A 24,262-nucleotide genomic window follows, 5' to 3' on the forward strand; every position below is an offset into this window, starting at 1 on the left:
TCCGTAAGTGGGTGCGTACAGGTGCCCGGTGACTGCATTTGGTTTGGACGCCAATATTAGAGGTCGGTACAAAATAGCGAATTTTCACAAGGCGAAAAAGCGAGCCTCATTTGAAGCTCGCTTTTCTATATGCGTCAGTCGCTGATTAAATCTTAGCCGAATTACATGTTGAAACCACGATGACGGATTACTTAATCACGACTTGAGTGGGCAAACCTGTGTCATTGACTTAAAACATAATTCAAATACTATCTAGATCAGAAAAATTTAACGGGCATATAGGAAATGCCCGTCGAAACATGGCGTCCCATTGAGTATGGATAGAAGGCTCCGTCCTTTTTGGCAATCAATTGCCGGCGCTGATATGCCCCAGCGCTCTGTAATCGAGTTGGATATGCAAATATCAATCAAGGACGTTCGCTTACCTACCGCCCTAACGCACCATGCGCAGAGGGCGTTATGGCTAAACTGATTCCATCCCTCAGTTCCTGTCTGTCCAGAATGACCTCCGGCGAGAAACGCTTTGCTCGGCGCCTCGAAGCACTGCTGGAAGATGATTACCTCTGTTGGTTTGATATTCCCTTAGGGAGAAAGCGTCGCTACCCGGATTTTATAATTCTGCATCCCGCTAGAGGTATTCTTTTTTTAGAGGTCAAGGATTGGAAGGCATCCAGCATCAAACGTGTAAGCCATGCTGAAGTTGATCTTGAAACCTCCAGCGGTCGTAAAACGGTAAGTAATCCGATTGAACAGGCCAGACAGTGCAGTTATCAGGTTTTGCAGGTACTTGAGCGCGACCCTCAGTTAAAGCAGCTGATGGGAAAATACAAGGGGAAACTATGTTTTCCCTACGGGTATGGTGCAGTATTTTCCAATATCACTCGCAATCAAATTGAAAAAGGTATCCCAGAAGAATATCGCCAAAAGCTGCTACCTGGGCACCTATTAATCTGCCAGGATGAAATGTCCGAAAGCGTTATGGCTGACGAGTTCCAGGAGCGGCTATGGGGAATGTTCAATTATAAGTTTGGCAATAAACTGACATTACCTCAGATAGATAGAGTTCGCTGGCATTTATTTCCTGAAATCCGTATTGAGGCGGCCCAGGATGATTTGTTTGGTGCGGAGGAGGCCGGTGAAGGTATGCCCGAGGCGTCGTTGGCCGAAAACATGCCAGACATTGTGAAGATCATGGATATCCAGCAAGAGCAACTGGCCCGCAGTTTGGGGGATGGTCATCGCGTTGTTCACGGTGTTGCTGGTTCTGGCAAAACACTGATTTTGGGGTATAGATGCCTCTATCTAGCCGAGGCGTTAAATAAGCCTATCTTGGTACTTTGTTTCAACATTACCTTGGCTGCTCGCTTACGTAGCTTTATCGCCGAAAAGGGGATAAACAATAAAGTCCAAGTTTATCATTTTCACGATTGGTGTGGCGAGCAGCTGCGAGCTTACCACGTTGATCTGATCGATATAGATGCTCCGGTTTGGGAGCGTCAAGTGCTTTCCGTGATTAAAGCCGTTGAGAAGGGGCGTATTCCCAAAGGCCAGTACGGGGCGGTGTTGATTGATGAAGGGCACGATTTTGAAGCTGAGTGGTTGACTTTGATTTCTCAAATGGTTGACCCAGAGACGGATTCACTTCTTTTGCTGTATGACGATGCGCAGTCTATCTACAAACGGAAATCAAGCCTTGGGTTTAGCTTGTCGAGCGTGGGAATCAAGGCCCAGGGGCGGACCACGATACTTCGATTGAATTACCGTAATACCCGAGAAATTCTTGCCTTCGCGTATCAATTCGCCAAGGACTACTTTTCTCAAAATTCTGATTCCGAAATCCCTCTCGTTGAGCCTGAGGCAGCGGGCAAGAGTGGTGTTGAACCTTATGTAAAATGCGTTGAAACGCTGGAGGAGGAAATTGAGTATGCGGTACGCTGTTTGAAGGTCTGGAATAGTAAAGGGAAGGCTTGGAAGGATATGGCAGTGCTGTACCCGGGGGGCACTGCTGGGAAGCGGATGGCTGCCGCCTTGAAAAGGGAGCGCATACCGTGCGCATGGCTCGCCTCCAGCGAGTATAAAAAGCGCTATGACCCAAATTCTGAAAGTGTCTGCATCATGCCGATTCCGAGTAGTAAGGGGCTGGAGTTCGATACTGTAATTATTCTCGATTCCAGCTATCGATCCAGCCACGAGGGACATGTTGATTTGGCTGGTGATGTGCGTCGAATGTATGTTGGTTTGACACGAGCGCAGGAGCATTTACTGGTGAGCCACCACCGACGGAATGAATTGAGCGCAATGCTGTCTAGCCGAGATCGGGTCGGGAATGAGTCATTTGTGTAAGGTCGATTTGACTGGGTGAATCAGGTGCCGAAATAGTGACCTGGCCCCATCTATTCACCTGCACCGAGCTGCAGGAAGCCGTCAACGGTGACGACAAGGCGCTCGCCATGTTCGAGACCATCCGCGCCCACGGCGCGGTGAAGATGGGGCGATCGCAAAGGTGGAAGAGGCAGCCGCCCGCCAGCATACCCCCAAGGTTGCGTTCGTCGCGCCACCCAAGGGCTATACGGCCTCCAGTGGCAAACATGTGGACTCGGGCGATATCCACCTACTGGTGCGCGCCCTCTCCATGGGCAAACTGCACCACGCCATGAAGGGCACCGCTGCCGCGATTCCCGGCACCCTGGTCAATCTGGCCGCTGGGGGCGGGGAGCGCAATGCGGTGACTTTCGGGCAACCGTCTGGCACCTTGAGGGTGGGTGCGGAAGCGGAAATTGGCAACGGGCAGTGGACTGCGACTAAGGCCATTATGAGCCGTAGTGCGCGGATTCGGATGGAAGGGTGGGTGCGGGTGCCCGGAGGCAGCTTCTAGCAAGGTGCCGTGAATAGCGGCAGACACTGTTCAAGCTGACTTCGGAAGTCGAAAAAGCGAGCTTCAATTGAGGCTCGCTTTTTTATGCCCCTGAACCAGGGCATGTGAGTATACCAGGGCATATCTCCTCGAATTATACGGTTAGCCTCGGATATAATCTGATATGGTCGCGCTTAATGTTAATAATATGCATAATTATATAAGTGCGCTTTCGAGTGGTTGCCAGAATTCAACGTTTCATATATCGATTTGAACGGTCTGTCCTTTAACATGTGGTGAATAATCCATAATCATAGTGGATGATTTTTACTCTCGACATGTATACCAACAGGTTGCGGTGGGAACGATAAATATTTTCCGTTTAGTCCCGGTCCGGCCGGGTATCATTTTCAACACGTTCGGATAGTGTAAATTGGTGGGTCCAGTGAAAGAAAAAATAAAGAATGTATTTGTTAGCCATCACCACAAAGATGATGCAAGTGTAGATGGGCTTGCATCAATAGTAAGTGGGAAAAACTACCAATTAAGGAATAGCTCGATTAGGGTCAAACCTGAAAACCAGAAACGTGTTGAACAAAAAAAGGTCAGTGATCGAACCATTGCCAGGCTGCTGCGAATGAAAATGAGGTGGGCAAGCCAAGTAATTGTCGTAATCGGCAAAGAGACCCATACAAGGGATTGGGTGAATTGGGAAATCAAGGTCGCTCACCAACTTGGTAAGCCGATAATAGGGGTATATGAGAATGGTTTAAGAGATCAAGTAGATATCCCAGAAAACTTAAAGAAATATGCGACTTCAATTGTTGGTTGGCGAGCAGAATCCATTGTTGATGCGTTAGAAGGAAATAGTCAGTTTCAAAAGCCAGATGGCACTCCTGCTCCGAAAGTTAGTGGGGTGACAGTAACGTGTTGATTGATCCTAATTCAAATTTACATGTGTATACGGTTGCCCGAGACTTTGGCTTTGCTCCAAATCCCTTTCACGGGATGTGCACGTTGGCCACTTGCAAACCTAAGATCCGAAAGAGTGCGAGGATTGGTGATTGGGTGATGGGTAAAGCTGGCGCTGGCCTTTCTGATGCAAAAAGAAAATGTATATATTTGATGAAAGTGACGGAAAAAATTTCTTTTGAAGATTACTGGAATGATCCGCGCTTTTATTTGAAAAAGGCGGTTCGAAATGGAAGTAATGTGCAGTTGGTTGGCGATAACATATACCATAAGCGTAACGACGGAAGCTGGGTTCAGGAAGATTCGCATCATAGCAATCCCGATGGAAACCCGAATGTTGAAAATTTACAAACAGATACATCAAGTACTGACCAAGTATTGGTTTCCGATTTTTTTCTTTATTTCGGGCAGGCTGCAATACCTGTGAATTGGGAGTCTATTGGGTATAAAGGAGGGATTGGTCAAAAAAAAATTGACTTATCTGAATCCGAAAATGCTCGAAAATTGATAGCGAAAATTTTTCAGGAAAATAAAGCAAATTTAAATTTGGTCCTAGGGGATCCCTGTCAATTTGCTCTGTCACACCAGCGAGCTGACCAGAGCACAGGGAAGCTAGTTGAGTAAAGACTGGTTTTTCGACTTACAACCTGTCTTAAGATTGGGGATTTCTACGGTGGTGAGTAACTATAAACCTGCACTGGCAATTAACTTTATATGGTGTCCTTCTGATGACACGGTTGTCCGCCCGATTGTCGATTCTGTTAAGAGTGCTTTTTCGAGAGACAAAGATAGGCCTTTTTCTCGAGAGTTAAACATCCCCATGTTTTTCTTTAGTTCAAATAGTTGCGTCGAAATTCCTTCGGGTCTTCCGAAGGATGTTGCTGTAAATAATATTTCTTTCGTGTTTACAAGTGTTAATACGGTCGGGCGGCGAGAGTGGCGCAACTACGTGGATGCTGTTGCATCCTTGGGAAATTTTAATGTAATTCCAGTTGCGATTGATTCGGAAGGTTTGGGGCACACGGGGGCAATGTCGGGAGTAAATTGTATTCGAGTGAGTGATTGGGGGGCTGAAAATAGAGATTTACATTCTATCGTGGCTCTTGCTCATGAGGTTTATAGATATGGGTGTTCGGATGGTGAGTCTGGCTCAGTAGGAATTGATGCATCGATAAATATATTTTTAAGTCATGCCAAGGCAGGCGATACTGGCCGATTAAATTCGGAGCAATTGAAGCGGTTTATTGATGATTCAAATATGAACCGTTTTTTTGATGCAAATGAAATTTCACCTGGGTATAGGTTTGATGGAGAAATCGAATCGCATATAGAGAAATCTACGCTGCTAGCATTTATCACTGACGCTTATTCATCTAGATATTGGTGCCAGCGAGAAATCTTGTCGGCCAAAAAATATGGGCGTCCAATAGTGATTGTGGATTGCCTGGCTGAATATGAAGATCGTGTTTTTCCAGCCGCCTCTAATGTGCCTTGTGTGCATATTCCTGCAAGTGTCCCTATTTCTGCGCGAGATGTTTTGCGAATCCTTTCCGTTGTTATTTTGGAAACTGTTCGCTATTTCTACGCTCTTCGATGTCTGAATGAATATAAGAGGGTGGGTTGGATAGACTCAAATGCTGAAATTCTAGCTCGACCACCTGAGATTCGACAGATGTTAACTTTGAAAGCCAATGGATGTGAAAAAGTATGTTATCCAGAGCCTCCAATTTATTCGGCAGAGGCGGATTGGCATGAGCTGGTAAAGGTAGATGCTTACACACCGCTTTGGAGTAATGCTGAGCAGGATTGTCTTGACCGCATGCGGGTAGGCATGTCAATTTCCGAGGTTGATATAGATGATCTTATAGATCAACACTTGGATGCCAATGAGTTGATCCGTTTGGCGCAGGATTTTGCGAGACATTTACTAGCTCGATCCGCTATTTTGCTCTATGGCGGGGACCTTAGGCCAAACGGATTTACTGAATTTGTATTAGATGAAGCTAGAATCTTATTAGATCGTTTAAAGCAGGCAAGCCCCCATGTTGAAAATCATTTGGCATGGCCCTTATACGTTAATGAACCTAAAGTCATAGCGTGGCGGGCGCAATATCACGCAGTGATGGAAACTGTCGAACACAAAATCCCTGCTGATGTTGTTGAATTGGTAGATGAAGGGGGCTTTTTGAAGCCCAGTACGCCAAATAATTCATACATTTGGTCTCGATGCTTAACTGAGATGAGAGTGAAGTCAATTTCGTCTTCTACTGTGCGCATTTGTGCTGGTGGCAGGTTGAAGGGTTATAAAGGCAAAATGCCAGGTGTGCTGGAAGAAATTTTTATATCATTACAGAATAATAAGCCCTTGTTTTTGCTTGGTGGTTTTGGCGGCGTTGTTAAGGACGTATGCAAATTGATGCTGTCCGGTGAAACGCCAGTGTCACTCACTGAAAGTTGGCAGATTGCTCATAACGTTGGTTATTCTGAGCTGCAAAATATAGCTCGTGCTCACAATAACTCGTGCGACTATGATGCAGTCTTAGATGCGGTAAAAAATGTTGAAATTTCTAGGCTTGCCGAGAATTGCGGCCTGGATGAAAGTGATTATGTGAGATTAATGGTTTCGCAATTTTCTGACGAGTGCATTCATTTGGTTTTAAAGGGGGTGGGGAAAATTTTTCGGAGAAATAGCGCTTATAATTTCAATTGAGCTTGTGTCAAACGGGTTGAGTTTCTATTTGTGAATGATATTACTTTTAATGGATTGCTAGAGTTGAGTGGCGCTATTCCGTTACGGGATTATGAGCGAGTAATTTCGGAAACGGATAGGTTTTCAAAGGACGATATAACTCCAATTTTGTTGGGGCTATATGGTGAGGTTGGAAGCATTATGTCGGCCTCCAAAAAATATCACAGGGAAAAGAAGGCTTATCTTGGATATAAAGAGTCTGTTGAAGAGGAGTTTGGAGACGCTTTTTGGTACTTTTCCGCTTTGTGTCGCCGCTATGGGTTAAAATTGGCGGATATTTTCGAAGTCGCGACGCAAAAATCAAATATAAAGATTGTCTCAGCAAACAACCATGAGAGTGCCCCTGTTCCTTTTGTGGTTGGCTCTGATGCTATGGGCTCATTGGACTCTTCATTATTAGACTTGGGCTGCCTAACTGCTAAACTTTTAAAGTTGGATAGAACTTCGAGTAATGTACGCGATTCTTTGGTGGATTTCGCGGAAGTTTACTTGCGCGCCCTCAAGTCTATGAAGCTTTCATTTGCTCATGTGCTCAAAGGAAATTTAAGAAAGGCCTTTGGCAGGTTTTCAGAACCCGATTTAAGCTCATTGCCTGACTTTGATTTGGGTTTTCCAGAAGAGGAGCAGTTGCCAAGGAACTTTGAGATTGAAATTTCCCAGAGAGCTAATGGGCAATCTTACCTTAGGTGGAATGGTGTTTTTATTGGATCCCCTCTAACTGACAATATGAAAAGTCCTGATGGGTATAGGTTTCACGATGTTTTTCATTTGGCTTATGCTGCAGTTTTACATTGGTCTCCGACTATTAGAGCTTTAATTAAACATAAGAGGAAAAGTGATCCTATTTTCGATGAGGCTCAAGATAGTGGGCGCGCAATTGTTGTAGAGGAAGGGCTGACAGCTTGGATTTATTCATATTCGAAGGCGTTGGATCATTTTGATGGCCATGATCGGGTATCTTTTGACGTGTTGAAAACAATACAAAAGTTTGTCCAGGGTTATGAAGTAGAACAATGCCCTCTTAAATTGTGGGAGGACGCAATTTTAAAGGGGTATTCAGTCTTTAGGGAGGTAAAAAAGAATAATGGTGGATTTGTCATTGGGGATAGGGAAAATAGGACTCTGCGGTATCGTGCGTTGGGAGTGGGAAAATGAATTCTGATCGTTTTGTCAAAGATCTGTGCAGCGTTAAATTTCCTAATGTGTTTAACCCATATTTTGATCGATGCGAAAGGTACGATTACTATGACGCCCCTGCGAAGAGGAGGACGCTTCTTAAAGGAATGTTATCGGCGGCCAGTAATATTGAAGTAGATTCGATATGGATTGGCCGGGACTTAGGGTATCGGGGAGGGCGACGTACCGGGCTAGCGTTAACTGATGATGTTAACCTATCTAACCACCTTAATCGCTGGGGGCTCGAGAATGACCGGATAACTAAAGGGGTGGCTGTTCCAGAGAGGACTGCAGCAGTTATATGGAGTGTCTTATCTCAAGTGTCTAGTCCTGTTTTTCTTTGGAATGTATTTCCTTTACATCCGCACGAGCCAGGCAATTATTTTAGTAATCGAGCGCATAACGCTAAAGAGCGAGAGGTGGGGATAGAATTGTTATCATCGCTTGTTCAACTTTTAAAACCTAAGCGAATCGTTGCAATAGGAAATGATGCCGATAATGCAGTTAAAAAACTTTCACATGCCTGTGAAGTATATAAGGTAAGGCATCCTAGTTATGGCGGTCAAAATATTTTTCTTGATCAAATTCGATCGGTGTATAAGTTGAATTCCTCAAGACTCTTTGAATAGAGAGCGTTCCATTTTGTTGGGGGTTAGTTACAAATAAAAAGGACACCCAAAAATTGAAAGGCAGCTACCAAATGGTTTTTAGGGGGTTGACTGAGGTTGGGGTTTCCGATTGCATCGCCCGGAATTACTGAATTTGTGCTCTGATACGCAGCAATAAATGGGGTCAGATCAACATTATGGCGCTAAACAAAACTGGATGTTTTTGAAACCAAAAGTATGATCTACCCCGTTTCTCTTGCAACAAGTTACTTGGTTTGTAGTACGTGATAAATGACCAAGATCCAGAATCAATCCGCCCTTGATGAAACGTTGAAGAAAATCGGCAGGAATGTCCAGAATTTTCAGCGGATGGAAGCGATGCTGAAGTTTCTGATTTCGCATTCGAGACTGCAAGGGGCAGCGAGCGAACTTCAGTCAAATCACGAGAAGGCCGTTGATGCCGTCTCTAAGCAAACAATGGGAATTTGGTAAAAGACTTCGTGACGCCGGTGTATTCAGAGTCAAACTTGGAACCGGAGCGACCTCTTGATAATGAGCAAGCTTGGTTTTCATTTTCATTCACAGTCGAAACTGACGAAGCAAGCATTGAGCAGCGCAAGGCTGTACTCGCCTCTGATAGTCTAGGAGAGAAATGCCCTTATTCAGCAAATGCTTGGTCAGCTTGATCACAAGTCAGTTGAAAGTTGTCGTCAACTCAATGAAGTACTTGATAAGCAGTCGGAAAGAGTACGCCCCGAGTTTGAAGCCTTAAAGTCGCTCGTAATGACACTCCTGAATGGTAGAAAGCACGCTGTGGAAAGGGAGCTGATGGGGGAGGCGATCGCACCAGATGATAGGTAGAGCTCATTGTAAGACGTTCAATTAGCTGGATATGCATCACTGAGAGGCTCTGCTACTCATACCGCTGCGCTCCTTAACTCAATGTTATATGCAATACAACCGGGTTAATATAGATGAAATATGCGCTTGTTAATGGAGCTAAAACAGTTGCAGCTAGAGGTTTGAAAGGTATATGTCCTTGTTGCGGCTCAGTCTTGATCCCTAAATGTGGAGATCAAAAAGTTCATCATTGGTCCCATAAAGGGAATCGAAACTGTGATCAATGGTGGGAAAATGAAACAGAGTGGCATCGCCGGTGGAAAGGTTATTTCCCTAAGTCTTGGCAAGAAGTAGTGCATTTTGACGAATCCAATGAAAAACACATTGCTGATGTTAAGACAGGAAACGGATGGGCGGTTGAGTTTCAACATTCATACCTAAATAACGAAGAACGTCAATCAAGAAGTAGGTTCTACAAAAAGCTTGTATGGGTGGTAGATGGATCAAGGCGGAAAATGGATAGAACACAGTTTATTAAGGTTCTTAAAGAAAGTTCCAGACTGAGAGTTTCGATTCCTATTTATAAGGCACACTTTCCTGACGAGTGCCGGTTACTAAAAGAGTGGTACGGCTATTCAATGGTTTTCTTCGACTTTAAAGAAGTTGGAGAGGGGCAAGAACCTATGTTCTGGTTTTTGTTTCCAAGGACACCTGCTGGATCAGTATATTTGTCGCCGTTTTCCCGAGAAAGATTTATCGAGATATTTAGTAAGGATCGTTTTGATGAGGTTCTTACGGAAATAATATTGCCGATTCATGCAGAGATAGTTAACGAGGAGCGGAAGCAACGATTATCGGTATCTATAAGCCGAAACAATTCAGTTTCAGGCGTTGATAGATATGTGTTGAGGAAGCAAAGCCGTAGGCGTCGCTTTTAAAGAGAACTGAATAAATAGGGTTAGATCAACATTTTGACACCCATAAGCATTCGCTGAGTTTCCCCATCCATTAGTCTACGGCCATAGCTCTCAATGGTTAGGTCACTGCGCCTCGGACCTACAGGATTTAGTAGTATGTTATACTTCGGGGTAATAACCGGCAGGCTTGCTTCTGTTCAGAACAGGATATGGTCGACTATGCTGGTCGGCTAAATTAGTAGAAAAGGAATTCGGTTTTCAGATGCATGCTTGGGTCTGTGGCCAACTACCTCTACCGGCTGGCAACTTCAAACGTATGAGGTTGAGTCCATGGATGGGAAGCCACTAGACACAGAAATTGATCGTGGGGTTTATCGCTCTGTCGCTAGCGATTTTTACGGATATATTGACACGTGGCGCCAGTATTAGCTCGATTAGTCAGTCCTATCATTTAGCGGATAACGCCCGAAATGTATTCGTTGGCTCTCTCTGCGTTATATCGGCTTTTCTATGGTCGTAGAACGGCTACCCCTTGTTTCAAGCTGTCTTGAGAATAGTCGCAGCAATAGCTGTTGCAGCGGTGGCATTTTTCCATGCGATTGCTTTACCGGTCGGGGTGTTGACGGAGAAACGACGGTGACTGGGAATGTTCACACAGCCTCGGCAATTGCAATGTTCATTATTCTCGCAATCTTTTGTTGGCTGTTTTACCTGAGAGCGAAAGAAAATAACTCAAAAGAGGCGAAGGTGAGGGGACTAATTGATTGAGTCTGTGCATTCGTTATGGTTGGTGCTATGGTCCTGCAGCTGCTCTATATTATCAGGGTAGATTTTTGCGGTATTACTCAGCGGCTGACTTACTACGTCGAGTCGGCAGGCTTGTTTGCGTTTGGTGTTGCATGGCTGACAGCCAGCCGCATGCTGCCATTTATCACGACTGAAGATGAGCGTATTAAGATCGAGCTTGCTGGGAAGTAGGGCGAATTTTTGACTCGGCTAGTTTTATCCCATAAAAAAGGGCGCCGAAGCGCCCATTAGAATCTGCCGAATCTTCAATGTCAGAAAGAAAATTTATAGCCCACTGACAGATTGAACATCCAGGGATCATAGATGTAGTCCCCGGAATAGGACTCATAAATCGGCTCTACATTCGGTGGCGGCGGTACGTCATCCATCAGCTGCAAGCGCATATCGGTCATGGATCGCGCGTAAACCGCGGCGACGTTGACCAGCCAGGCGCTCTCGCGTCCGAAATTGAAATCCACACCCACTTGCCAGGTATAACCCCAGGAAGATCCCAGGTCGAAGTCGCCGCGAAGGCCGAAGTCGGCGAGGTCGTCGCGTACTTTGCGGCTTAGGCTGCCTTCGCCGAAGTCGGTGTAGCTAACGCCACCACCGATATACGGCTGTACCATGCAGGTCTCATCCAGAGGGTAGAATTTCAGGCTTGCGGTGCTGATGTCGGCGTCAAAACTGACTACATCACGAAATTCAACGTTGTCGAATCCCAGAGAGAAAAAGCCGTCGGCGTGACTACTGGTGTGATTGTCGCCGTCCATATAGGCCAGCTCGATGCCCCAGTGCTCGACAGGTTTCCACTCGAGGTTCATGTACCAACCCCATTCGGAGCCGGGATCGACGTTGGCGCGGAAGGCGTCGAAATACTGGTAGGTATCATCGACAAAGCTCACTTCGTCATCGCCCGGGGACATATAGTATCCACCCACACGGACGATGAAGTCCTGTGGGTCGGAGAGGCCGAAAGCGCCGGCAGAGACTGGGGTGGAAAGCGCCAGTGCCAGAGGCGCTAACAGAGGTGAAAATTTCAACATCCTTTTCATCCGAGGTAACTCCTTTATACCCGTGGAATAAAAAGTGTAATACAGCCAGTTATGGCCTAAAGAACAAACTGCGTACTTTAGGCGCCATGTCGAAAAATAGTTCCCATCAATATTCAATTACTTCAAGTTGCGATCCAGAAACTCTTTAATCACCGGAATAATTTCTGCTTGGTGCGTCTCTAACGCAAAGTGGCCCGTATCAAAAAAATGCACTTCGGCGTCTGGAATATCTCTTTTCCATGCTTCAGCACCTTCTGGTGAGAAGAAGGGATCATTCTTTCCCCATACCGCCAGAAGGGGCGGTTGATACTTGCGAAAGTACTCTTGGTACTCAGGATATTGCGCAACGTTAGAGGCATAATCGAGCAACAGGTCTAACTGAATATCCGCCATTCCTGGTTTTAATACATGCAGCCCTTCGAGGGTATATCCGTCAGGCGCCACTTTGCTCGTATCAGGCACACCTTCGATATACTGCCATTTGATCGAAGCTGGCGTTGGGAAGTCGCTAAGCGCCTCCCTGTTTTCAGTCGATGGCTCTTTCCAGTACTTCTTGATGGGCGCCCATCCATCTGCCAGGCCCTCTTCATAGGCATTGCCATTCTGAGAGATGATCGCCGTCACCCTGTCTGGATGCTTGACCGCTAAACGCCATCCAACAGGGGCACCGTAATCGTGAACAGCGATGGCGAAGGAGGCGATTCCTTTCTGATCAATGAACTGATCTACCGTATCGGCAAGGTTGGCGAAGGTGTAGTCGTACTCAGTACCTTTAGGGGATTCGGTAAACCCAAAGGCGGGCAGATCCAGTGCGATTACGTGATAGTTATCAGCCAATGCGGTAATCACATCACGCCACATATAGGAGGAGGCCGCGTAGCCATGCAGCATCACCACGGTAGGCGCATCAGGGCTTCCCGCTTCCCTGTAGAAGATGTTGACCCCTTCTACCTGTTCATAATTGAAACTTACTTGCTGCCCCGGAGTATCCGCTTGTACACCAGCGGATGTGCTCCCGATCGCGATACTTGCTGCGAGCAGCGTCGCTGAAGTTGACTTTGATTTCATTTTTAACCCTGTAACCTGTAAAGAGTGTTTTTGCAGGTTAGATGCAAGTGGTGTAACCTGTCAAGTGTGTTTTAAGTGGTTACACCTGTTGGGATAGTTGATGTCTTCTTCAGACTTTATTTTTGTGGCAAACAACCTGGCACTAGATTTCCTGAATACAGAGTCACTGGCAGGGGAGAGTGTGGTTGAACGATTAACGAGCGGTGAAAAGGTTTTAGATTGGCTGCAAGAGGCAGCGCCTCGATCACTGCGGAGCAGTGAGGCTTCGCCCAACCTGCTCGAATTGGCGATTAGGCTACGTGAGGAAATGAAAGAGTGTCTGGCGATGGCAAAGCTGGGGATGCCTTATGCGGCAGATACCGTTAACTTGATTCTTGAGAAGGGGGCGCCAACACCGAATCTGGGATGGGATGATAAATCGGGAAGATTTATTGTTACCGAGCGTTATGGTGCCATCACCGATGAAGTCTTACTGCACCCTGTTGCACACGCATTTGTTCACCTGGTTACCGACATCGACTTAAACCTCGTAAAGCAATGTGAGGCACCTGATTGTATTTTGATGTTTCATGATCAGACAAAGTCCCACCGCAGACGTTGGTGCAGCATGGCACTGTGTGGAAACCGAATGAAAGTGGCGGCACACAGGACACGGGCACAGCAGAAGTCACGTTGAGAAGTAGGGTGATCTGTAACAGTTCCTGGTTTTCTGGTGTGGCGTTGACCATGCATACACTTCAGGGAGCAGATTTCGGTCCACTCCCGTCTTAGATCGCTGTGTCGACTATCTAGCACTGTTCGCTTTTTTCGCCCCAACGTACATGGCAAGTAACCGAAGACCTATGGAAATCAGAACGAGCATGCTGGGCGCCGTAAGGTCGGGCATGGTTTTCAGTTGCGAGATTTCCCTTTGGATTATCATGGTTTGGTGTGGGTTGGACTGATGCTTTGATATCTGGCTGGTGTTTTGCTTTAGCAGTTTATCGAACGACTCAATTTCTCCTGCGAGCATGTCCAGGAGTTCCATCTCGTTCTTACCGTCTGTTGGCAGTTTTTTAATGTCCGTGTTCAGCGCTTTGCCGATTTTTTTCCATTCTTCTGCAAGAAAGGCTTCGAGCGACGAGAGTGTCCCGAGCTTTGAGTTCATCGACTGATTGGCTCGGTAGGCGCTGTGGCCGGCGGTGGCGGCCTTCATTTTTCCGAAGTGCTGTACGTTGTGTTTGGCGGTATTCAGATTGCGGCTGATTAGAGCGAGCTGTTCCAGTGCGTGATTGAGCGTGCGATTCCAGCCGGGATCTTTATCCTTGCTCTTGATTGCTGCCAGGGCAGTGGCCACCAGTCGACGTACCTGTTCTTTGGTTGCGTGTTCGTTAATAGACATATCCATTTATCCTTGTGAAGTCTTAGAAGAACCGGTTTAACCTTCCTACCTGGGACGGGTGTGCCACCTGCTGGTTTCTCAGAGGCGAGCGTATTTCGGTACCAGATTAAACTACCCGAAAATACGTGGGTAATCATTTGTGAGTTCGCGTGGATTCTAAACTAAATTAGTCTCAGGGTTCGTGTCACTGCGCTCTGATTCGCGCGGCAGTTATCATATTTTCAGAACCACGCCGATGAAGATGAGAACAAAATAGAAGGAAAAGATGAAATTTATGCTACACACGGGCGGGCGATGAATTTTCTGCCGATTCGCTGAGGGTAAACCAAATGGATGGGAAACCACTGGATCCTGAAATCAATCATCACACTGCAAAATTCATTGTTGGGGTTATCGCATTATCGTTGGCGAGTTTGACGGATTTACTGACACCAGGGGTAAGTATCGGTTCTATCAGTTTGTCATACCATTTGACGGATAATGCCCGCAACGTATTCGTTGGGTCTCTCTGTGTAATATCGGCCTTTCTCTGGTCGTACAATGGCTACTCTCTGTTTCAGGCGGTGTTGAGTAAAGTCGCAGCCGTGGCTGTTGCCGCTGTCGCCTTTTTCCCATGCGATTGTTTTTCCGGAAGGGATCTGGAACAGGCTGTCAGAGAGCCCTCGCTGACAGGGATTCTGCATACCGCCTCGGCAATTACAATGTTTGTGATCCTCGCGATTTTCTGTTGGCTGTTTTATCGAAGAGTGAAAAGAAAGGATTCTAAGGAGGCGCGGATTCGGGGGGTAATTTATAGAGTCTGTGCGATAGCCATGATTGGAGCAATGGCTGTGCAGTTGCTCGATATTCTGGGGTGGGTAGATTTTAGTGGTATCACACAGCGGTTGACGTATTACGTCGAAGCGACGGGATTGTTTGCGTTCGGCGTTGCGTGGATGACCGCGAGCCGCATGTTGCCTTTTCTCACCGCTGAAGATGAGCGGGTAAAAATCGAGCTTGCCGGGAAGTGAACGAGTTAATACGGGCTGTGACTGAACGCATTTGTGCCCAACTGCTATCAAGCCCCTTGTATCAAGATCTGCTGCTTGCTGATATCTGTGCATTTATCCAGTAGAATAACCGCTGTCTCCAACCCAAGCTTGAATCCAGAACAGTCTCTTGCCCCAAGGTTTTCTTCTCAGTCGCCACAGCTTTGATCAGCGCGGCAGTACCTGTATCCACTACTGGCTGGCCACACCCGAGGGCCCGACCAGGCTGGTCATTGAGGGCGAGCGCCCGGTGTTTATGGTGAAGGTGGCGGACCGCACTGAGGTGACCGAGGCGCTGGCCGGCGTGTCCTACGACTGGCAGCAGCTGGGCTTCCGGACCTTTGCTCACGAGGAAGCGGCCATGCTGTATCTTCCTACCATTGACGCGCACCGTCGGGCCCAGACCTTGCTAAAAGATCGCGGTATCGAGGTGTTTGAGGCAGATTTCCGCCTCCACGACCGCTACCTGATGGAGCGCTTTACTCGGGGTGGCCTCTATTTTGAAGGCGTGGCGCGGGCCAGAGACGGCTATACGGAATATCGCCAGGTGCGCCTTAAGGGTGCTGAGGTGCAGCCGGATTTCAAAGTGGTTTCCCTGGATGTGGAGTGCTCCGGGCAGGGGGAGCTGTATTCCATCGGCCTGTACGGTCATGGAGTGGAAGAGGTGCTGATGGTCGGCAAACCGGAGGCCGCCGACACCACCATTCACTGGGTGGATGACGAGCGGGCGCTACTCCAGGCCCTCGAGGGCAGAATCCAATCTCTGGACCCGGACATCATCATCGGCTGGGCCGTGGTGGATTTTGATTTTCGGTTGCTGGTGAAACGGGCAGGGCGCTACGGTCTGCGCCTGAAGCTGGGGCGCGGTGGCACCGATGCCCGCTGGCGAGATGGCCGCGACGGGAATCAGGGCTTTGTCACCTTGCCGGGGCGGGTGGTGCTGGACGGCATCGACGGACTCAAGAGTGCCACCCACAGCTTCGAAAGCTTCAGCCTCGAGTTTGTGGCCCAGACGCTATTGGGCCGGGGCAAGGACACCGAAGACGTGGACAACCGTCTGGCGGTGATTGAGCACGACTTCCGTCATGACAAACCCAAGCTGGCGGCCTACAACCTGGAAGACTGCCGCCTGGTCTGGGATATATTCCAGCACACCCGCTTGCTGGACTACCTGCGCCTGCGAGCCCAGCTCACGGGCCTGGAGCTGGACCGCAGTGGTGGCTCGGTGGCGGCGTTTACCAATCTCTACCTGCCCAAGCTCCACCGCAGCCGCTATGTGGCACCCAACCTGCCGGCGGACGGCGGCCTGGCCAGCCCCGGCGGCTATGTGATGGACTCCCGGCCGGGCCTGTACGACAACGTACTGGTGCTGGACTTCAAGAGCCTGTACCCCAGTATTATCCGTACCTTCAAGATTGATCCGATGGGCTTGATCGAAGGACTGGCGGATGACGGGGCGAGTGAAAATAGCATCCCCGGTTTTCGCGGCGCGCGCTTTTCCCGCGACCAACATTTCCTGCCGGATATCATTACCAATCTCTGGGCGCAGCGCGACATCGCCAAACAGGAGCAGGATGCGGCTCGTTCCCAGGCGATCAAGATCATCATGAACTCCTTCTACGGGGTACTTGGAAGCGGGGGCTGCCGTTTTTACGACACGCGCCTTGCCAGCTCCATCACCCTGCGTGGCCACGAGATCATGCAGCAGACTGCCCGTTGGATTGAGGAGCTTGGCCATCAAGTGATCTACGGCGATACCGATTCCACCTTTGTCTGGCTGAACGGCAAACCCAGCCCGGTCGAGGCCGATGCGATTGGCAAGAGTCTCGCCAGCGAGATCAATGCGCGCTGGCGGAACAAACTCCAAGACGAGCTCGCGCTGGAATGCGAACTGGAGTTGGAATTTGAAACCCACTACCAGCGCTTTTTGATGCCCACCATCCGCGGTTCCGAAGCCGGTTCCAAGAAACGCTATGCGGGGCTGGTAGTAAACGGAAAAGAGGAGAAACTGGTATTCAAGGGCCTGGAAACCGTGCGCAGTGATTGGACGGCTCTCGCCAAGCAGTTCCAGACCCAACTCTACGGGATGGTCTTCAAGGGGCTCGATCCCTCTGCCTATATCCGCGAGACCGTGGAGAAGACCCGGGCAGGGGAGATGGACGAGCACCTGGTGTACCGCAAGCGGCTCCGGCGCAAGCTGGATCAATACGTCAAGAATATCCCGCCCCAGGTCCGCGCCGCGCGACTGGCCGATGACCACCGCCGCCAACAGGGGCTGGCACCTCGCTACCAGAACAAGGGGTGGATTCGCTACGTGATCACACTGAATGGCCCGGAGCCCGCGGATTACCGGCAGTCACCGATCGATTACCAGCACTACATCGACCGTCAGCTGAAACCGGTTGCGGATGCCATATTGCCGTTTATCGATCTGGATTTTGACTCTCTGGTGGATGGCCAGCTGGGGCTATTCGGATTGAGTGATTGAGCAACGGCCTGGAGATACCCTGACTTTAGTCTCGGTAAAGAAGGTTTTGATCAAATTTACTGATCTCAACCTGTTTTTTGTAGTCCCGCCCAAATAAACGCGTCGCCCAGTTTATTGCTCCACCGGGCGCCTTTTCCAGAGTTTGCAACGTGCCAAGGTCGATGTTTTTGAGTATACCGGGTAGCGTACGCTCGATGTCATTTAATACCTGACGGATCGTGTTTTCGATTTCGTTTCCATACCCGAGTGTGTAAGACGTTAGCACTTCAACACATTGTTTCGTGGCGTACTGCGAGTAATTACACGCCAGCGAAGTTACGAGTCGGAGGTGGTAAGTAAAGTTGAGAAATTGCGTGATCGCTTCGATGTGGAGGAGTACGGACGGCTGGAATATGGTGATGAGCACTTCCCATTGCTTGCGATCCGCGGTCGCGGCTGGATTGAATACTCGCTTAAGTAGCTGGGCTTGTGTGCCAGCGTTTCCGACGCGTGCTACAAGACTACAACGGAAGTTTATCCAGCCACTCTGAGTGCCACGCCCGAGAAATACAATGAAGCCCAGGCGGTGGCGGTGTGTGCGGCGATTGATTACGCATTGGTATCTATGGAATAAGCTCGCTCTCTTCACACAATCGGAGCCTTACGAATCTAAAATGGTGAACTACATCACATATTTGATGGTGGTCGGGCTTGTAACTGGGGCAGTTGCCCCAGGACTTGTCGTTCTGGCTATTCGTAATCCTTGGAATAATAGATATTAGTGTTGATAGAATACGATCTCTATCGCATAGGTGCTAAGAAATTTAAAAAGGATTTTGAATGAATACAGATTCGCTGAGAGCGAGCGATCCCGATCTTGAGCAATCGCTTAAGAAAAATGAACATACACTGGTGGTGATGGATCCGAAGGAGTTTGTCGATTTCATTGTTCGTCAAAAGCTTCGGAGCGGTATGTCAAGAGAAGAAGTTTCCGAATGGATGGACTCTGTCGTAATGGAATCGAAAAAGATTTCTTCAGCATCCAAGAAGTTATGGCAGGAAAGCAAAGGCCATTTGAAATCGTATGGCTCATATGTCCCCGCTTTGGCTGACACAAAAGTACTTGCGGCACTTGCCTATGACATGCACAAAGGTGGCGATGTATTCAGCACATACCAGATAAAGACCTATTCGGGTCGATCGTACGTCATGTTTAAGGGGTATTCCCAGCTAAGGTCTCAGCTTACGGGGACTAGATATTTGGCAAATAATCCTAAGGTCGTGAGCCTTGGCGTCGGCAAGCTGGGAGCCGCAAAAGCTATTAAGGGCGGGCTGGTGTTCTCCGTCGTTTTCTCCGTGGCATTTCACTCGATTGAGCAATTGCTGAATGACCGAGCTACATGGCACGATTTTGTGGCAGGAGTTTCAGTTGATGTGGTGTCTGCTGTGGCCGGTAGTGCCATTGCCTGGAGCACAGTCTCAACAGTTGTAGGTGCTGCTGCGATGGCGACGATAGGCCCCATTGCTCTGGTTGTTGTGGTTGGTGTTGGGGCGACTTACGCTCTCAGTACTATCAGTGAGAACTATGAACTTTCTAAAAAATTGTCTGACCTTCTCAAAACTGCAGAATCCAGAATGATTAACAACCTTGAGCAGGTTCAGCGAGAAACGCGTAGAGGTCTCAATTATATGGATGAAGATCCGATTGGCTTTATGCATAGGCTCTTTGGAATTCCATATTTGAGGTTTCAATGACTACTGCCCATATCTCCGAGAGTAAAGCGCAAGGGTCAACACCGCCAAAATCAATGATTGCTTTGAATGTCGGTTTGTTGGCTTCCTGTGTGACCGCGCTTATTTACTTCCGTGGCCATGCGTTTATTGACGGGATCAGCCGAGTAAATGATGGTCACATTTATGTTTCGATTTCTAATTGGGATATTCCCGTTTTCATTAGTATTCCTTGCTTCTTATCAATTATCGCAATCCTGATACTGCGGCTCGTAGGTCGTGGGGCGGAAAGCACTGTTCAGAAATTACTGAAGTTTTCTTTTGTCGCTGCCCTTATCGCAATAGTGGTTCGCCTCCCAATCGGCTACCTTAATTCTACTTATATGTACTCAGCGGGATACTCGCCATGTTGGGAGCTGTCGTCTCCATCATTAATGGCTCCAACAGTCTGGGTGTCGAATTCTGGGTATTGTCTCCCGGAGGCTGCTGGCGTAAGAGGGGAGGTATTAGAGTGGATTGATGCTCAGTTTAGGTCAGGTGTGCGCCCGACGCCTAGAGAGGTGGCACGCGAAGTCAGCAAGCTTAGATAGTTTTCGAAGAGTAGTTGGCAGCGTCATTTCCGATGAGAATTGACCTGCGGGTATGGGTGGTGAGGGACTTTGCGTTGGCATATCAGTACGTTCCTGGCCCTATGTGGCACCCAACCTGCCGGCGGACGGCGGCCTGGCCAGCCCGGGTGGCTATGTGATGGACTCCCGGCCGAAGCCGATGCGATCAGAACAAGGGGTAGCGTTGTTTCGCAGGTGGGTAATGAATGCGGATATCAGCGGACGAGCCTGATTCTCCGGGGAGCAGACCCAGGCAAACCGTCTGTCCAGATCAAGTGGGGTATCGAGTGCGATCAGGTGCCCCGCTGCAATCTCATCGGAAATTGCCAGCGTGGACAAACAGCCGATGCCCAGTCCCGCGCGTACCGATTGCTTGATCGCTTCGTGCCGAGGCAGTTCCAGGGCTAGCGTTGGTTTGATTCCGGCCAGCTGCAGTGCCGCTTCCACTACCGCACGGGTACCAGAGCCTGCCTCTCGCAGTATCCAGTGCTGCTTCTCCAGCAGTGAAGTAGGGATCTCTTTGCATTGTGCCAGCGGATGTTGCGGTGCACTGAATACCGTCAAGCGGTCCGCGCGCCAGGGGACAATATCCAGTGTGGGGTGTAGCGCCGGGCCTTCAATCAGGCCGATCTGTGCCTGTCCTTTTTCCACTCGACTGATAACCCCGTCGGTATTGGCGATTTCAAGGTGGGCGGTGACGTCGGGATATTGCGCCTTAAACTTGGCGATGAGTGCCGGTAACAGATAGCTGGCTATCGTGACACTGGCGACAATGCGCAGTTTACCGGCAACTTTCTGAGCATCTGGCTGGGTGAGGCTGTCGGTTAGCGCCAGTATCTGCCGAACCCGCGGCAGGATGAGGTGTCCTGCTTCGGTCAGCTCCAGCTCTCGCCCAACCCGGTCAAGAACCGTAAAACCGAGGGCGCGCTCCAATTCCCTGATTGCCTGGCTGGCCGCGGACTGGCTGATGGCCAGCTCATCTGCCGCCAGCGTAAGGCGCCCCAGCCGCACCGTAGCCTCAAACAGCCGCAGTTGTCTGACACTATTAATCATTAGTTCAGCTTATCTCTTGAATCAGATATATCCATTTTAATTAAATTACCTTTCGGCATAAAGTCATCTCTAGAAGTAATAAGGGGAGAGTTTGATGCTGGTTCGATTGCTGATGATTGCCGTAGCGGCGCTGATACTGGCGCGAAATTCCGTGCTCAGTGCGCTCGGTCTCAGTGCATTGCCGTTGGCAATCCTGATTGGGATGATCTGTGGGAACCTTGTTCGTTCTGAGTTCAGCGGCAGGGATACCGCGGTGTTGGTGTTTAGTCAGCAGCAGGTTTTGCGACTTGGCATTATCCTTTTCGGCTTCAATATCAGCTTTCAGCAGATTGCCTCAATCGGCTACCAGGCCGTCTTGTTGGACATCCTGGTGATTGTAGTGGTCCTCTCGTTGGGGATCTTCGCCGGTGTGAAACTGTTCCGGTTGCCGAGAGAGCTTGCCGTGCTCACGTCAGTGGGCAGTGCGGTGTGTGGTGCGGCAGCGATCATGGCGGCGGAGCCGGTGGTCAAGGCAAAAGAGAAAGACGTGACAGTTGCCGTCGCGACGGTGGTGGTCTTCGGCACTCTGGCAATGTTCACATACCCGGTTATCTACCGGTTTGCCGATATGGAGCCGTCCGCTTTTGGAATCTATATCGGCAGTACCGTGCACGAGGTAGCTCAAGCCGTGGCGGCGGGGGAATCAGTGAGTGCGGAAGCCATGAACGCTGCAGTCGTGGCCAAGTTGATCCGCGTAATGCTGCTGGCGCCGGTGGTGATTGCGCTGAGTATGCTGATGTTCCGGAATACCGCTGACACTGGCGAAAAACGCCCGGTCCCCATTCCCTGGTTTGTTTTTGGTTTTATCGCAGCCGCGGCATTAAACAGCGTTCTTGTTCTCCCGGAAACAGTGCTCGACGGACTGAAGTTCTCTGCGCAGATCTGTCTTGCGGTGGCGATGGCTGCGCTCGGTTTCAAGACACGCTGGGCCACTATTCGCCATGTGGGTGTGCGGCCCCTGATTCTGTCGCTCCTGCTGTTTCTCACTCTGATGCTGGGAGGCTTTGCACTAAACCTCTTGTTCTATGGGTAGGCCGGTTGCTGCGCCGGCCCCGGAAGTCGCGCCTCGGGGAAAAGGAGATACTACGTTTCGGCACGCCGAAGCTGTCAGCTCTGCAGTTGTACCCTGGCGGTGTAGAATGCCCTCATTGCCCACTACTGGAGACCGCGCGCCATGAATACCACACCCGCATTCTACCCAATCGGTACTCCCGGCACGCCCTGGAGCAATGTGGAGCGCGTGCAGTGGCTTTCGCGACAGGTCCGGCGGCGCAGTTATGAATCCGAGGTGGTGAGCAAGATCAAAAATCTGGGTGGTCGCTTTGACCTGGAAGAATACGGACGCCTCGAATACGGCGACGAACGGTTTCCGCTACTGGCCATTCGCAGTCGCAACTGGAAGGACAATCTGCCGGTAGTGTTGGTTACCGGCGGGGTTCACGGTTATGAAACCAGTGGTGTTCATGGGGCATTACAGTTCGCGGATCAGTATGCGGGGAAATACCCGGATCGGGCCAATCTGCTGATTGCTCCGTGCGTCAGCCCCTGGGCCTACGAGCGTATCCATCGCTGGAACCCGAACGCCATTGACCCGAACCGCTCTTTTTACAAAAACAGCCCGGCGGAGGAGTCGGCGGCACTGATGCGACTGGTGGCCCCGATTCGCGATCGCGTCCTGATGCATATCGACCTGCACGAAACTACGGATACCGACGAAACCGAATTCCGCCCCGCACTGGCCGCCCGTGATGGCAAGCCATTTACCCCGAGCGGTATTCCCGATGGTTTTTACCTGGTGGACGACAGCGAGAACCCGCAGCCGGAATTTCAGCAGGCGGTGATTGCAGCAGTAGAGAAGGTCACCCATATCGCCCCGGCGGACGACAATAACGAGATCATCGGCTCACCGGTCGTTGCTCGCGGCGTTATCGAGTATCCACTCAAGCAGTTGGGCCTGTGTGCCAGTATCACCAACGCCCGCTATAAAACGACCACTGAAGTCTATCCCGACAGCCCTCGTGCGACACCCGAACAGTGCAACACTGCACAGGCTGTAGCGGTGTGTGCGGCCGTCGAATACATGCTGTCACACTGAACGCTACTGGGGGCAGCGTAGTTTAGTATGTAATTGTCGCGGTAATGGTGTCTTGGTATGTTCCTGTTGGCTTTGCGCTCTGCAGGGGTACGCGACCATAGACAGTGAGTGATTGAGTGTTGCCGTTACCGGTGCTGCTTAGGGTAGAGCCAGCTGTGTCTCCCCAGATCTGAGTGCGGGCTGCGTTCTGGTAGAGTTGATAATCAATTGTGTCTGGACCAAGCTGCATTTTACGGTGGTTTATATCCCCGTTATTCCCGCCGTCGAGCGCTATGGTGTAAGCACCGTTCAATGTGCAGGTTACCGACAGATTACTACTGGCATCTGTTTGCGCGATACTGGTTACGTTCCCGAAGTCGAGGGGGGTTGCAGAAATGGTGCAATTCGGTTCGATTTCTAATTGTGCTGTCATGCTGTCTGGCAGGTTGTACACCGAACTGATCGAAGAGCAGCTCTCCAGGGTTAACCCTTCCCGCACTTCAATACCGTTCAGCACCGACTGATACAACCCAACTGGTTTACCGGTTTGCCCTGCAAACAGTCGTCCATACACGGTTGTTACCTGCGTGCCTCCGAGCAAAGTGAAGTCCACGGTGAGCTGCTGATTCCCAGATACAGTGCCCCAAATTTGGGTACGCGCCGCATCGCGAAACAATTGATACTGGACGTCATATCCGCTACTGATCATGCGACGATCTGAAACAGACAGACCGCCACTGCCCGTGGGAAGGCTAATACATACACGTCTCAACAGCAGACTTCCCAGTGGGGGGCACTGCACGGTGATGTTCGCGGTTACATCGACCTGTGAGGTTGGTAACCCGGCCATAGTGCC

At 49.5% G+C, this 24,262-nt stretch carries 22 protein-coding genes; 17 read left to right on the forward strand and 5 right to left on the reverse strand.

What is annotated here, in order from left to right; all coding sequences use genetic code 11:
• The first annotated feature begins 459 nt into the window (after positions 1 to 459).
• The 10 genes from LRR79_RS10815 (at position 460) to LRR79_RS10860 (ending at position 11,094) form a co-directional block, all read left to right on the forward strand.
• On the forward strand, positions 460 to 2,343 hold the full coding sequence (locus LRR79_RS10815) for a 3'-5' exonuclease (protein WP_231757219.1): 1,884 nt from the start codon (positions 460 to 462) through the stop codon (positions 2,341 to 2,343).
• A gap of 160 nt (positions 2,344 to 2,503) precedes the next feature.
• Positions 2,504 to 2,875, forward strand: coding sequence for a PrpF domain-containing protein (locus LRR79_RS10820; RefSeq protein WP_241301343.1), 372 nt, complete (start codon positions 2,504 to 2,506; stop codon positions 2,873 to 2,875).
• A gap of 424 nt (positions 2,876 to 3,299) precedes the next feature.
• On the forward strand, positions 3,300 to 3,788 hold the full coding sequence (locus LRR79_RS10825; RefSeq protein WP_231757220.1) for a TIR domain-containing protein: 489 nt from the start codon (positions 3,300 to 3,302) through the stop codon (positions 3,786 to 3,788).
• Positions 3,782 to 4,450: an Nmad2 family putative nucleotide modification protein gene (locus tag LRR79_RS10830; protein WP_231757221.1), complete on the forward strand. Its 669-nt coding sequence runs from the start codon at positions 3,782 to 3,784 to the stop codon at positions 4,448 to 4,450. Before LRR79_RS10825 ends, LRR79_RS10830 begins: the two co-directional genes overlap by 7 nt.
• Positions 4,443 to 6,536, forward strand: coding sequence for a TIR domain-containing protein (locus tag LRR79_RS10835; RefSeq protein WP_231757222.1), 2,094 nt, complete (start codon positions 4,443 to 4,445; stop codon positions 6,534 to 6,536). Before LRR79_RS10830 ends, LRR79_RS10835 begins: the two co-directional genes overlap by 8 nt.
• A 30-nt stretch (positions 6,537 to 6,566) precedes the next feature.
• A complete protein-coding gene (locus LRR79_RS10840) occupies positions 6,567 to 7,730 on the forward strand; it encodes a nucleoside triphosphate pyrophosphohydrolase family protein (RefSeq protein ID WP_231757223.1) in 1,164 nt (387 codons plus the stop codon).
• Positions 7,727 to 8,380: a uracil-DNA glycosylase gene (locus tag LRR79_RS10845; RefSeq protein ID WP_231757224.1), complete on the forward strand. Its 654-nt coding sequence runs from the start codon at positions 7,727 to 7,729 to the stop codon at positions 8,378 to 8,380. Before LRR79_RS10840 ends, LRR79_RS10845 begins: the two co-directional genes overlap by 4 nt.
• 270 nt (positions 8,381 to 8,650) lie before the next feature.
• Positions 8,651 to 8,851, forward strand: coding sequence for a hypothetical protein (locus tag LRR79_RS10850; protein WP_231757225.1), 201 nt, complete (start codon positions 8,651 to 8,653; stop codon positions 8,849 to 8,851).
• A gap of 482 nt (positions 8,852 to 9,333) precedes the next feature.
• Positions 9,334 to 10,137, forward strand: coding sequence for a competence protein CoiA (locus LRR79_RS10855; RefSeq protein ID WP_231757226.1), 804 nt, complete (start codon positions 9,334 to 9,336; stop codon positions 10,135 to 10,137).
• Positions 10,138 to 10,911: 774 nt separating this feature from the next.
• On the forward strand, positions 10,912 to 11,094 hold the full coding sequence (locus LRR79_RS10860) for a hypothetical protein (RefSeq protein WP_231757227.1): 183 nt from the start codon (positions 10,912 to 10,914) through the stop codon (positions 11,092 to 11,094).
• 80 nt (positions 11,095 to 11,174) lie between these two features.
• Here the strand turns inward: LRR79_RS10860 and LRR79_RS10865 are convergent, their stop codons facing one another.
• Together LRR79_RS10865 and LRR79_RS10870 are read right to left on the reverse strand one after the other, a co-directional pair.
• Entirely contained in the window at positions 11,175 to 11,948 is a 774-nt protein-coding gene (locus LRR79_RS10865) for an OmpW/AlkL family protein (protein ID WP_231757228.1), read from the reverse strand.
• A 126-nt stretch (positions 11,949 to 12,074) separates the two neighbouring features.
• Entirely contained in the window at positions 12,075 to 13,025 is a 951-nt protein-coding gene (locus LRR79_RS10870) for an alpha/beta fold hydrolase (protein ID WP_231757229.1), read from the reverse strand.
• Positions 13,026 to 13,125: 100 nt separating this feature from the next.
• Here LRR79_RS10870 and LRR79_RS10875 point away from each other — a divergent pair, with 100 nt between their 5' ends.
• Complete coding sequence (locus tag LRR79_RS10875) at positions 13,126 to 13,701, forward strand: CGNR zinc finger domain-containing protein (RefSeq protein WP_231757230.1); 576 nt, start codon at positions 13,126 to 13,128, stop codon at positions 13,699 to 13,701.
• A 108-nt stretch (positions 13,702 to 13,809) separates the two neighbouring features.
• Here the strand turns inward: LRR79_RS10875 and LRR79_RS10880 are convergent, their stop codons facing one another.
• Complete coding sequence (locus LRR79_RS10880) at positions 13,810 to 14,406, reverse strand: hypothetical protein (protein ID WP_231757231.1); 597 nt, start codon at positions 14,404 to 14,406, stop codon at positions 13,810 to 13,812.
• Positions 14,407 to 14,735: 329 nt separating this feature from the next.
• Here LRR79_RS10880 and LRR79_RS10885 point away from each other — a divergent pair, with 329 nt between their 5' ends.
• From LRR79_RS10885 to LRR79_RS10895, 4 genes are all read left to right on the forward strand, one after another.
• Positions 14,736 to 15,416 (forward strand): DUF998 domain-containing protein, encoded by a 681-nt coding sequence (locus LRR79_RS10885; protein ID WP_231757232.1) that lies wholly within the window; start codon positions 14,736 to 14,738, stop codon positions 15,414 to 15,416.
• 148 nt (positions 15,417 to 15,564) lie between these two features.
• Positions 15,565 to 17,922: a DNA polymerase II gene (locus LRR79_RS10890; protein WP_231757233.1), complete on the forward strand. Its 2,358-nt coding sequence runs from the start codon at positions 15,565 to 15,567 to the stop codon at positions 17,920 to 17,922.
• Positions 17,923 to 18,250: 328 nt separating this feature from the next.
• A complete protein-coding gene (locus LRR79_RS17310) occupies positions 18,251 to 18,382 on the forward strand; it encodes a hypothetical protein (protein WP_269455074.1) in 132 nt (43 codons plus the stop codon).
• A gap of 359 nt (positions 18,383 to 18,741) precedes the next feature.
• A complete protein-coding gene (locus tag LRR79_RS10895; RefSeq protein WP_231757234.1) occupies positions 18,742 to 19,656 on the forward strand; it encodes a hypothetical protein in 915 nt (304 codons plus the stop codon).
• Positions 19,657 to 20,372: 716 nt separating this feature from the next.
• Here LRR79_RS10895 and LRR79_RS10900 read toward each other — a convergent pair.
• Positions 20,373 to 21,293, reverse strand: a complete 921-nt coding sequence (locus LRR79_RS10900) for a LysR family transcriptional regulator (RefSeq protein ID WP_231757235.1) — start codon at positions 21,291 to 21,293, stop codon at positions 20,373 to 20,375.
• A 94-nt stretch (positions 21,294 to 21,387) separates the two neighbouring features.
• Here LRR79_RS10900 and LRR79_RS10905 point away from each other — a divergent pair, with 94 nt between their 5' ends.
• Both LRR79_RS10905 and LRR79_RS10910 read left to right on the forward strand, forming a co-directional pair.
• Positions 21,388 to 22,365 (forward strand): YeiH family protein, encoded by a 978-nt coding sequence (locus LRR79_RS10905; protein WP_231757236.1) that lies wholly within the window; start codon positions 21,388 to 21,390, stop codon positions 22,363 to 22,365.
• Positions 22,366 to 22,506: 141 nt separating this feature from the next.
• Positions 22,507 to 23,427, forward strand: a complete 921-nt coding sequence (locus LRR79_RS10910; protein WP_231757237.1) for a M14 family metallopeptidase — start codon at positions 22,507 to 22,509, stop codon at positions 23,425 to 23,427.
• A 22-nt stretch (positions 23,428 to 23,449) separates the two neighbouring features.
• Here the strand turns inward: LRR79_RS10910 and LRR79_RS10915 are convergent, their stop codons facing one another.
• The gene (locus tag LRR79_RS10915; RefSeq protein ID WP_231760017.1) at positions 23,450 to 24,256 is read right to left on the reverse strand and encodes a Csu type fimbrial protein; all 807 of its coding nucleotides are present in this window, start codon (positions 24,254 to 24,256) and stop codon (positions 23,450 to 23,452) included.
• Between the last annotated feature and the right edge of the window lie 6 nt (positions 24,257 to 24,262).

This window comes from Microbulbifer elongatus (assembly GCF_021165935.1).
GTDB classification, from domain to species: domain Bacteria; phylum Pseudomonadota; class Gammaproteobacteria; order Pseudomonadales; family Cellvibrionaceae; genus Microbulbifer; species Microbulbifer elongatus.

Coding starts and splice junctions, on each gene's coding strand:
- LRR79_RS10915 (WP_231760017.1), bottom strand. CDS start 24,256: ATGGCCGGGTTACCAACCTCACAGGTCGATGTAACCGCGAACATCACC.
- LRR79_RS10860 (WP_231757227.1), top strand. CDS start 10,912: ATGGTCCTGCAGCTGCTCTATATTATCAGGGTAGATTTTTGCGGTATT.
- LRR79_RS10845 (WP_231757224.1), top strand. CDS start 7,727: ATGAATTCTGATCGTTTTGTCAAAGATCTGTGCAGCGTTAAATTTCCT.
- LRR79_RS10910 (WP_231757237.1), top strand. CDS start 22,507: ATGAATACCACACCCGCATTCTACCCAATCGGTACTCCCGGCACGCCC.
- LRR79_RS10905 (WP_231757236.1), top strand. CDS start 21,388: ATGCTGGTTCGATTGCTGATGATTGCCGTAGCGGCGCTGATACTGGCG.
- LRR79_RS10875 (WP_231757230.1), top strand. CDS start 13,126: ATGTCTTCTTCAGACTTTATTTTTGTGGCAAACAACCTGGCACTAGAT.
- LRR79_RS10815 (WP_231757219.1), top strand. CDS start 460: ATGGCTAAACTGATTCCATCCCTCAGTTCCTGTCTGTCCAGAATGACC.
- LRR79_RS10870 (WP_231757229.1), bottom strand. CDS start 13,025: ATGAAATCAAAGTCAACTTCAGCGACGCTGCTCGCAGCAAGTATCGCG.
- LRR79_RS10885 (WP_231757232.1), top strand. CDS start 14,736: ATGGATGGGAAACCACTGGATCCTGAAATCAATCATCACACTGCAAAA.
- LRR79_RS10865 (WP_231757228.1), bottom strand. CDS start 11,948: ATGTTGAAATTTTCACCTCTGTTAGCGCCTCTGGCACTGGCGCTTTCC.
- LRR79_RS10900 (WP_231757235.1), bottom strand. CDS start 21,293: ATGATTAATAGTGTCAGACAACTGCGGCTGTTTGAGGCTACGGTGCGG.
- LRR79_RS10895 (WP_231757234.1), top strand. CDS start 18,742: ATGAATACAGATTCGCTGAGAGCGAGCGATCCCGATCTTGAGCAATCG.
- LRR79_RS10855 (WP_231757226.1), top strand. CDS start 9,334: ATGAAATATGCGCTTGTTAATGGAGCTAAAACAGTTGCAGCTAGAGGT.
- LRR79_RS10880 (WP_231757231.1), bottom strand. CDS start 14,406: ATGTCTATTAACGAACACGCAACCAAAGAACAGGTACGTCGACTGGTG.
- LRR79_RS10850 (WP_231757225.1), top strand. CDS start 8,651: ATGACCAAGATCCAGAATCAATCCGCCCTTGATGAAACGTTGAAGAAA.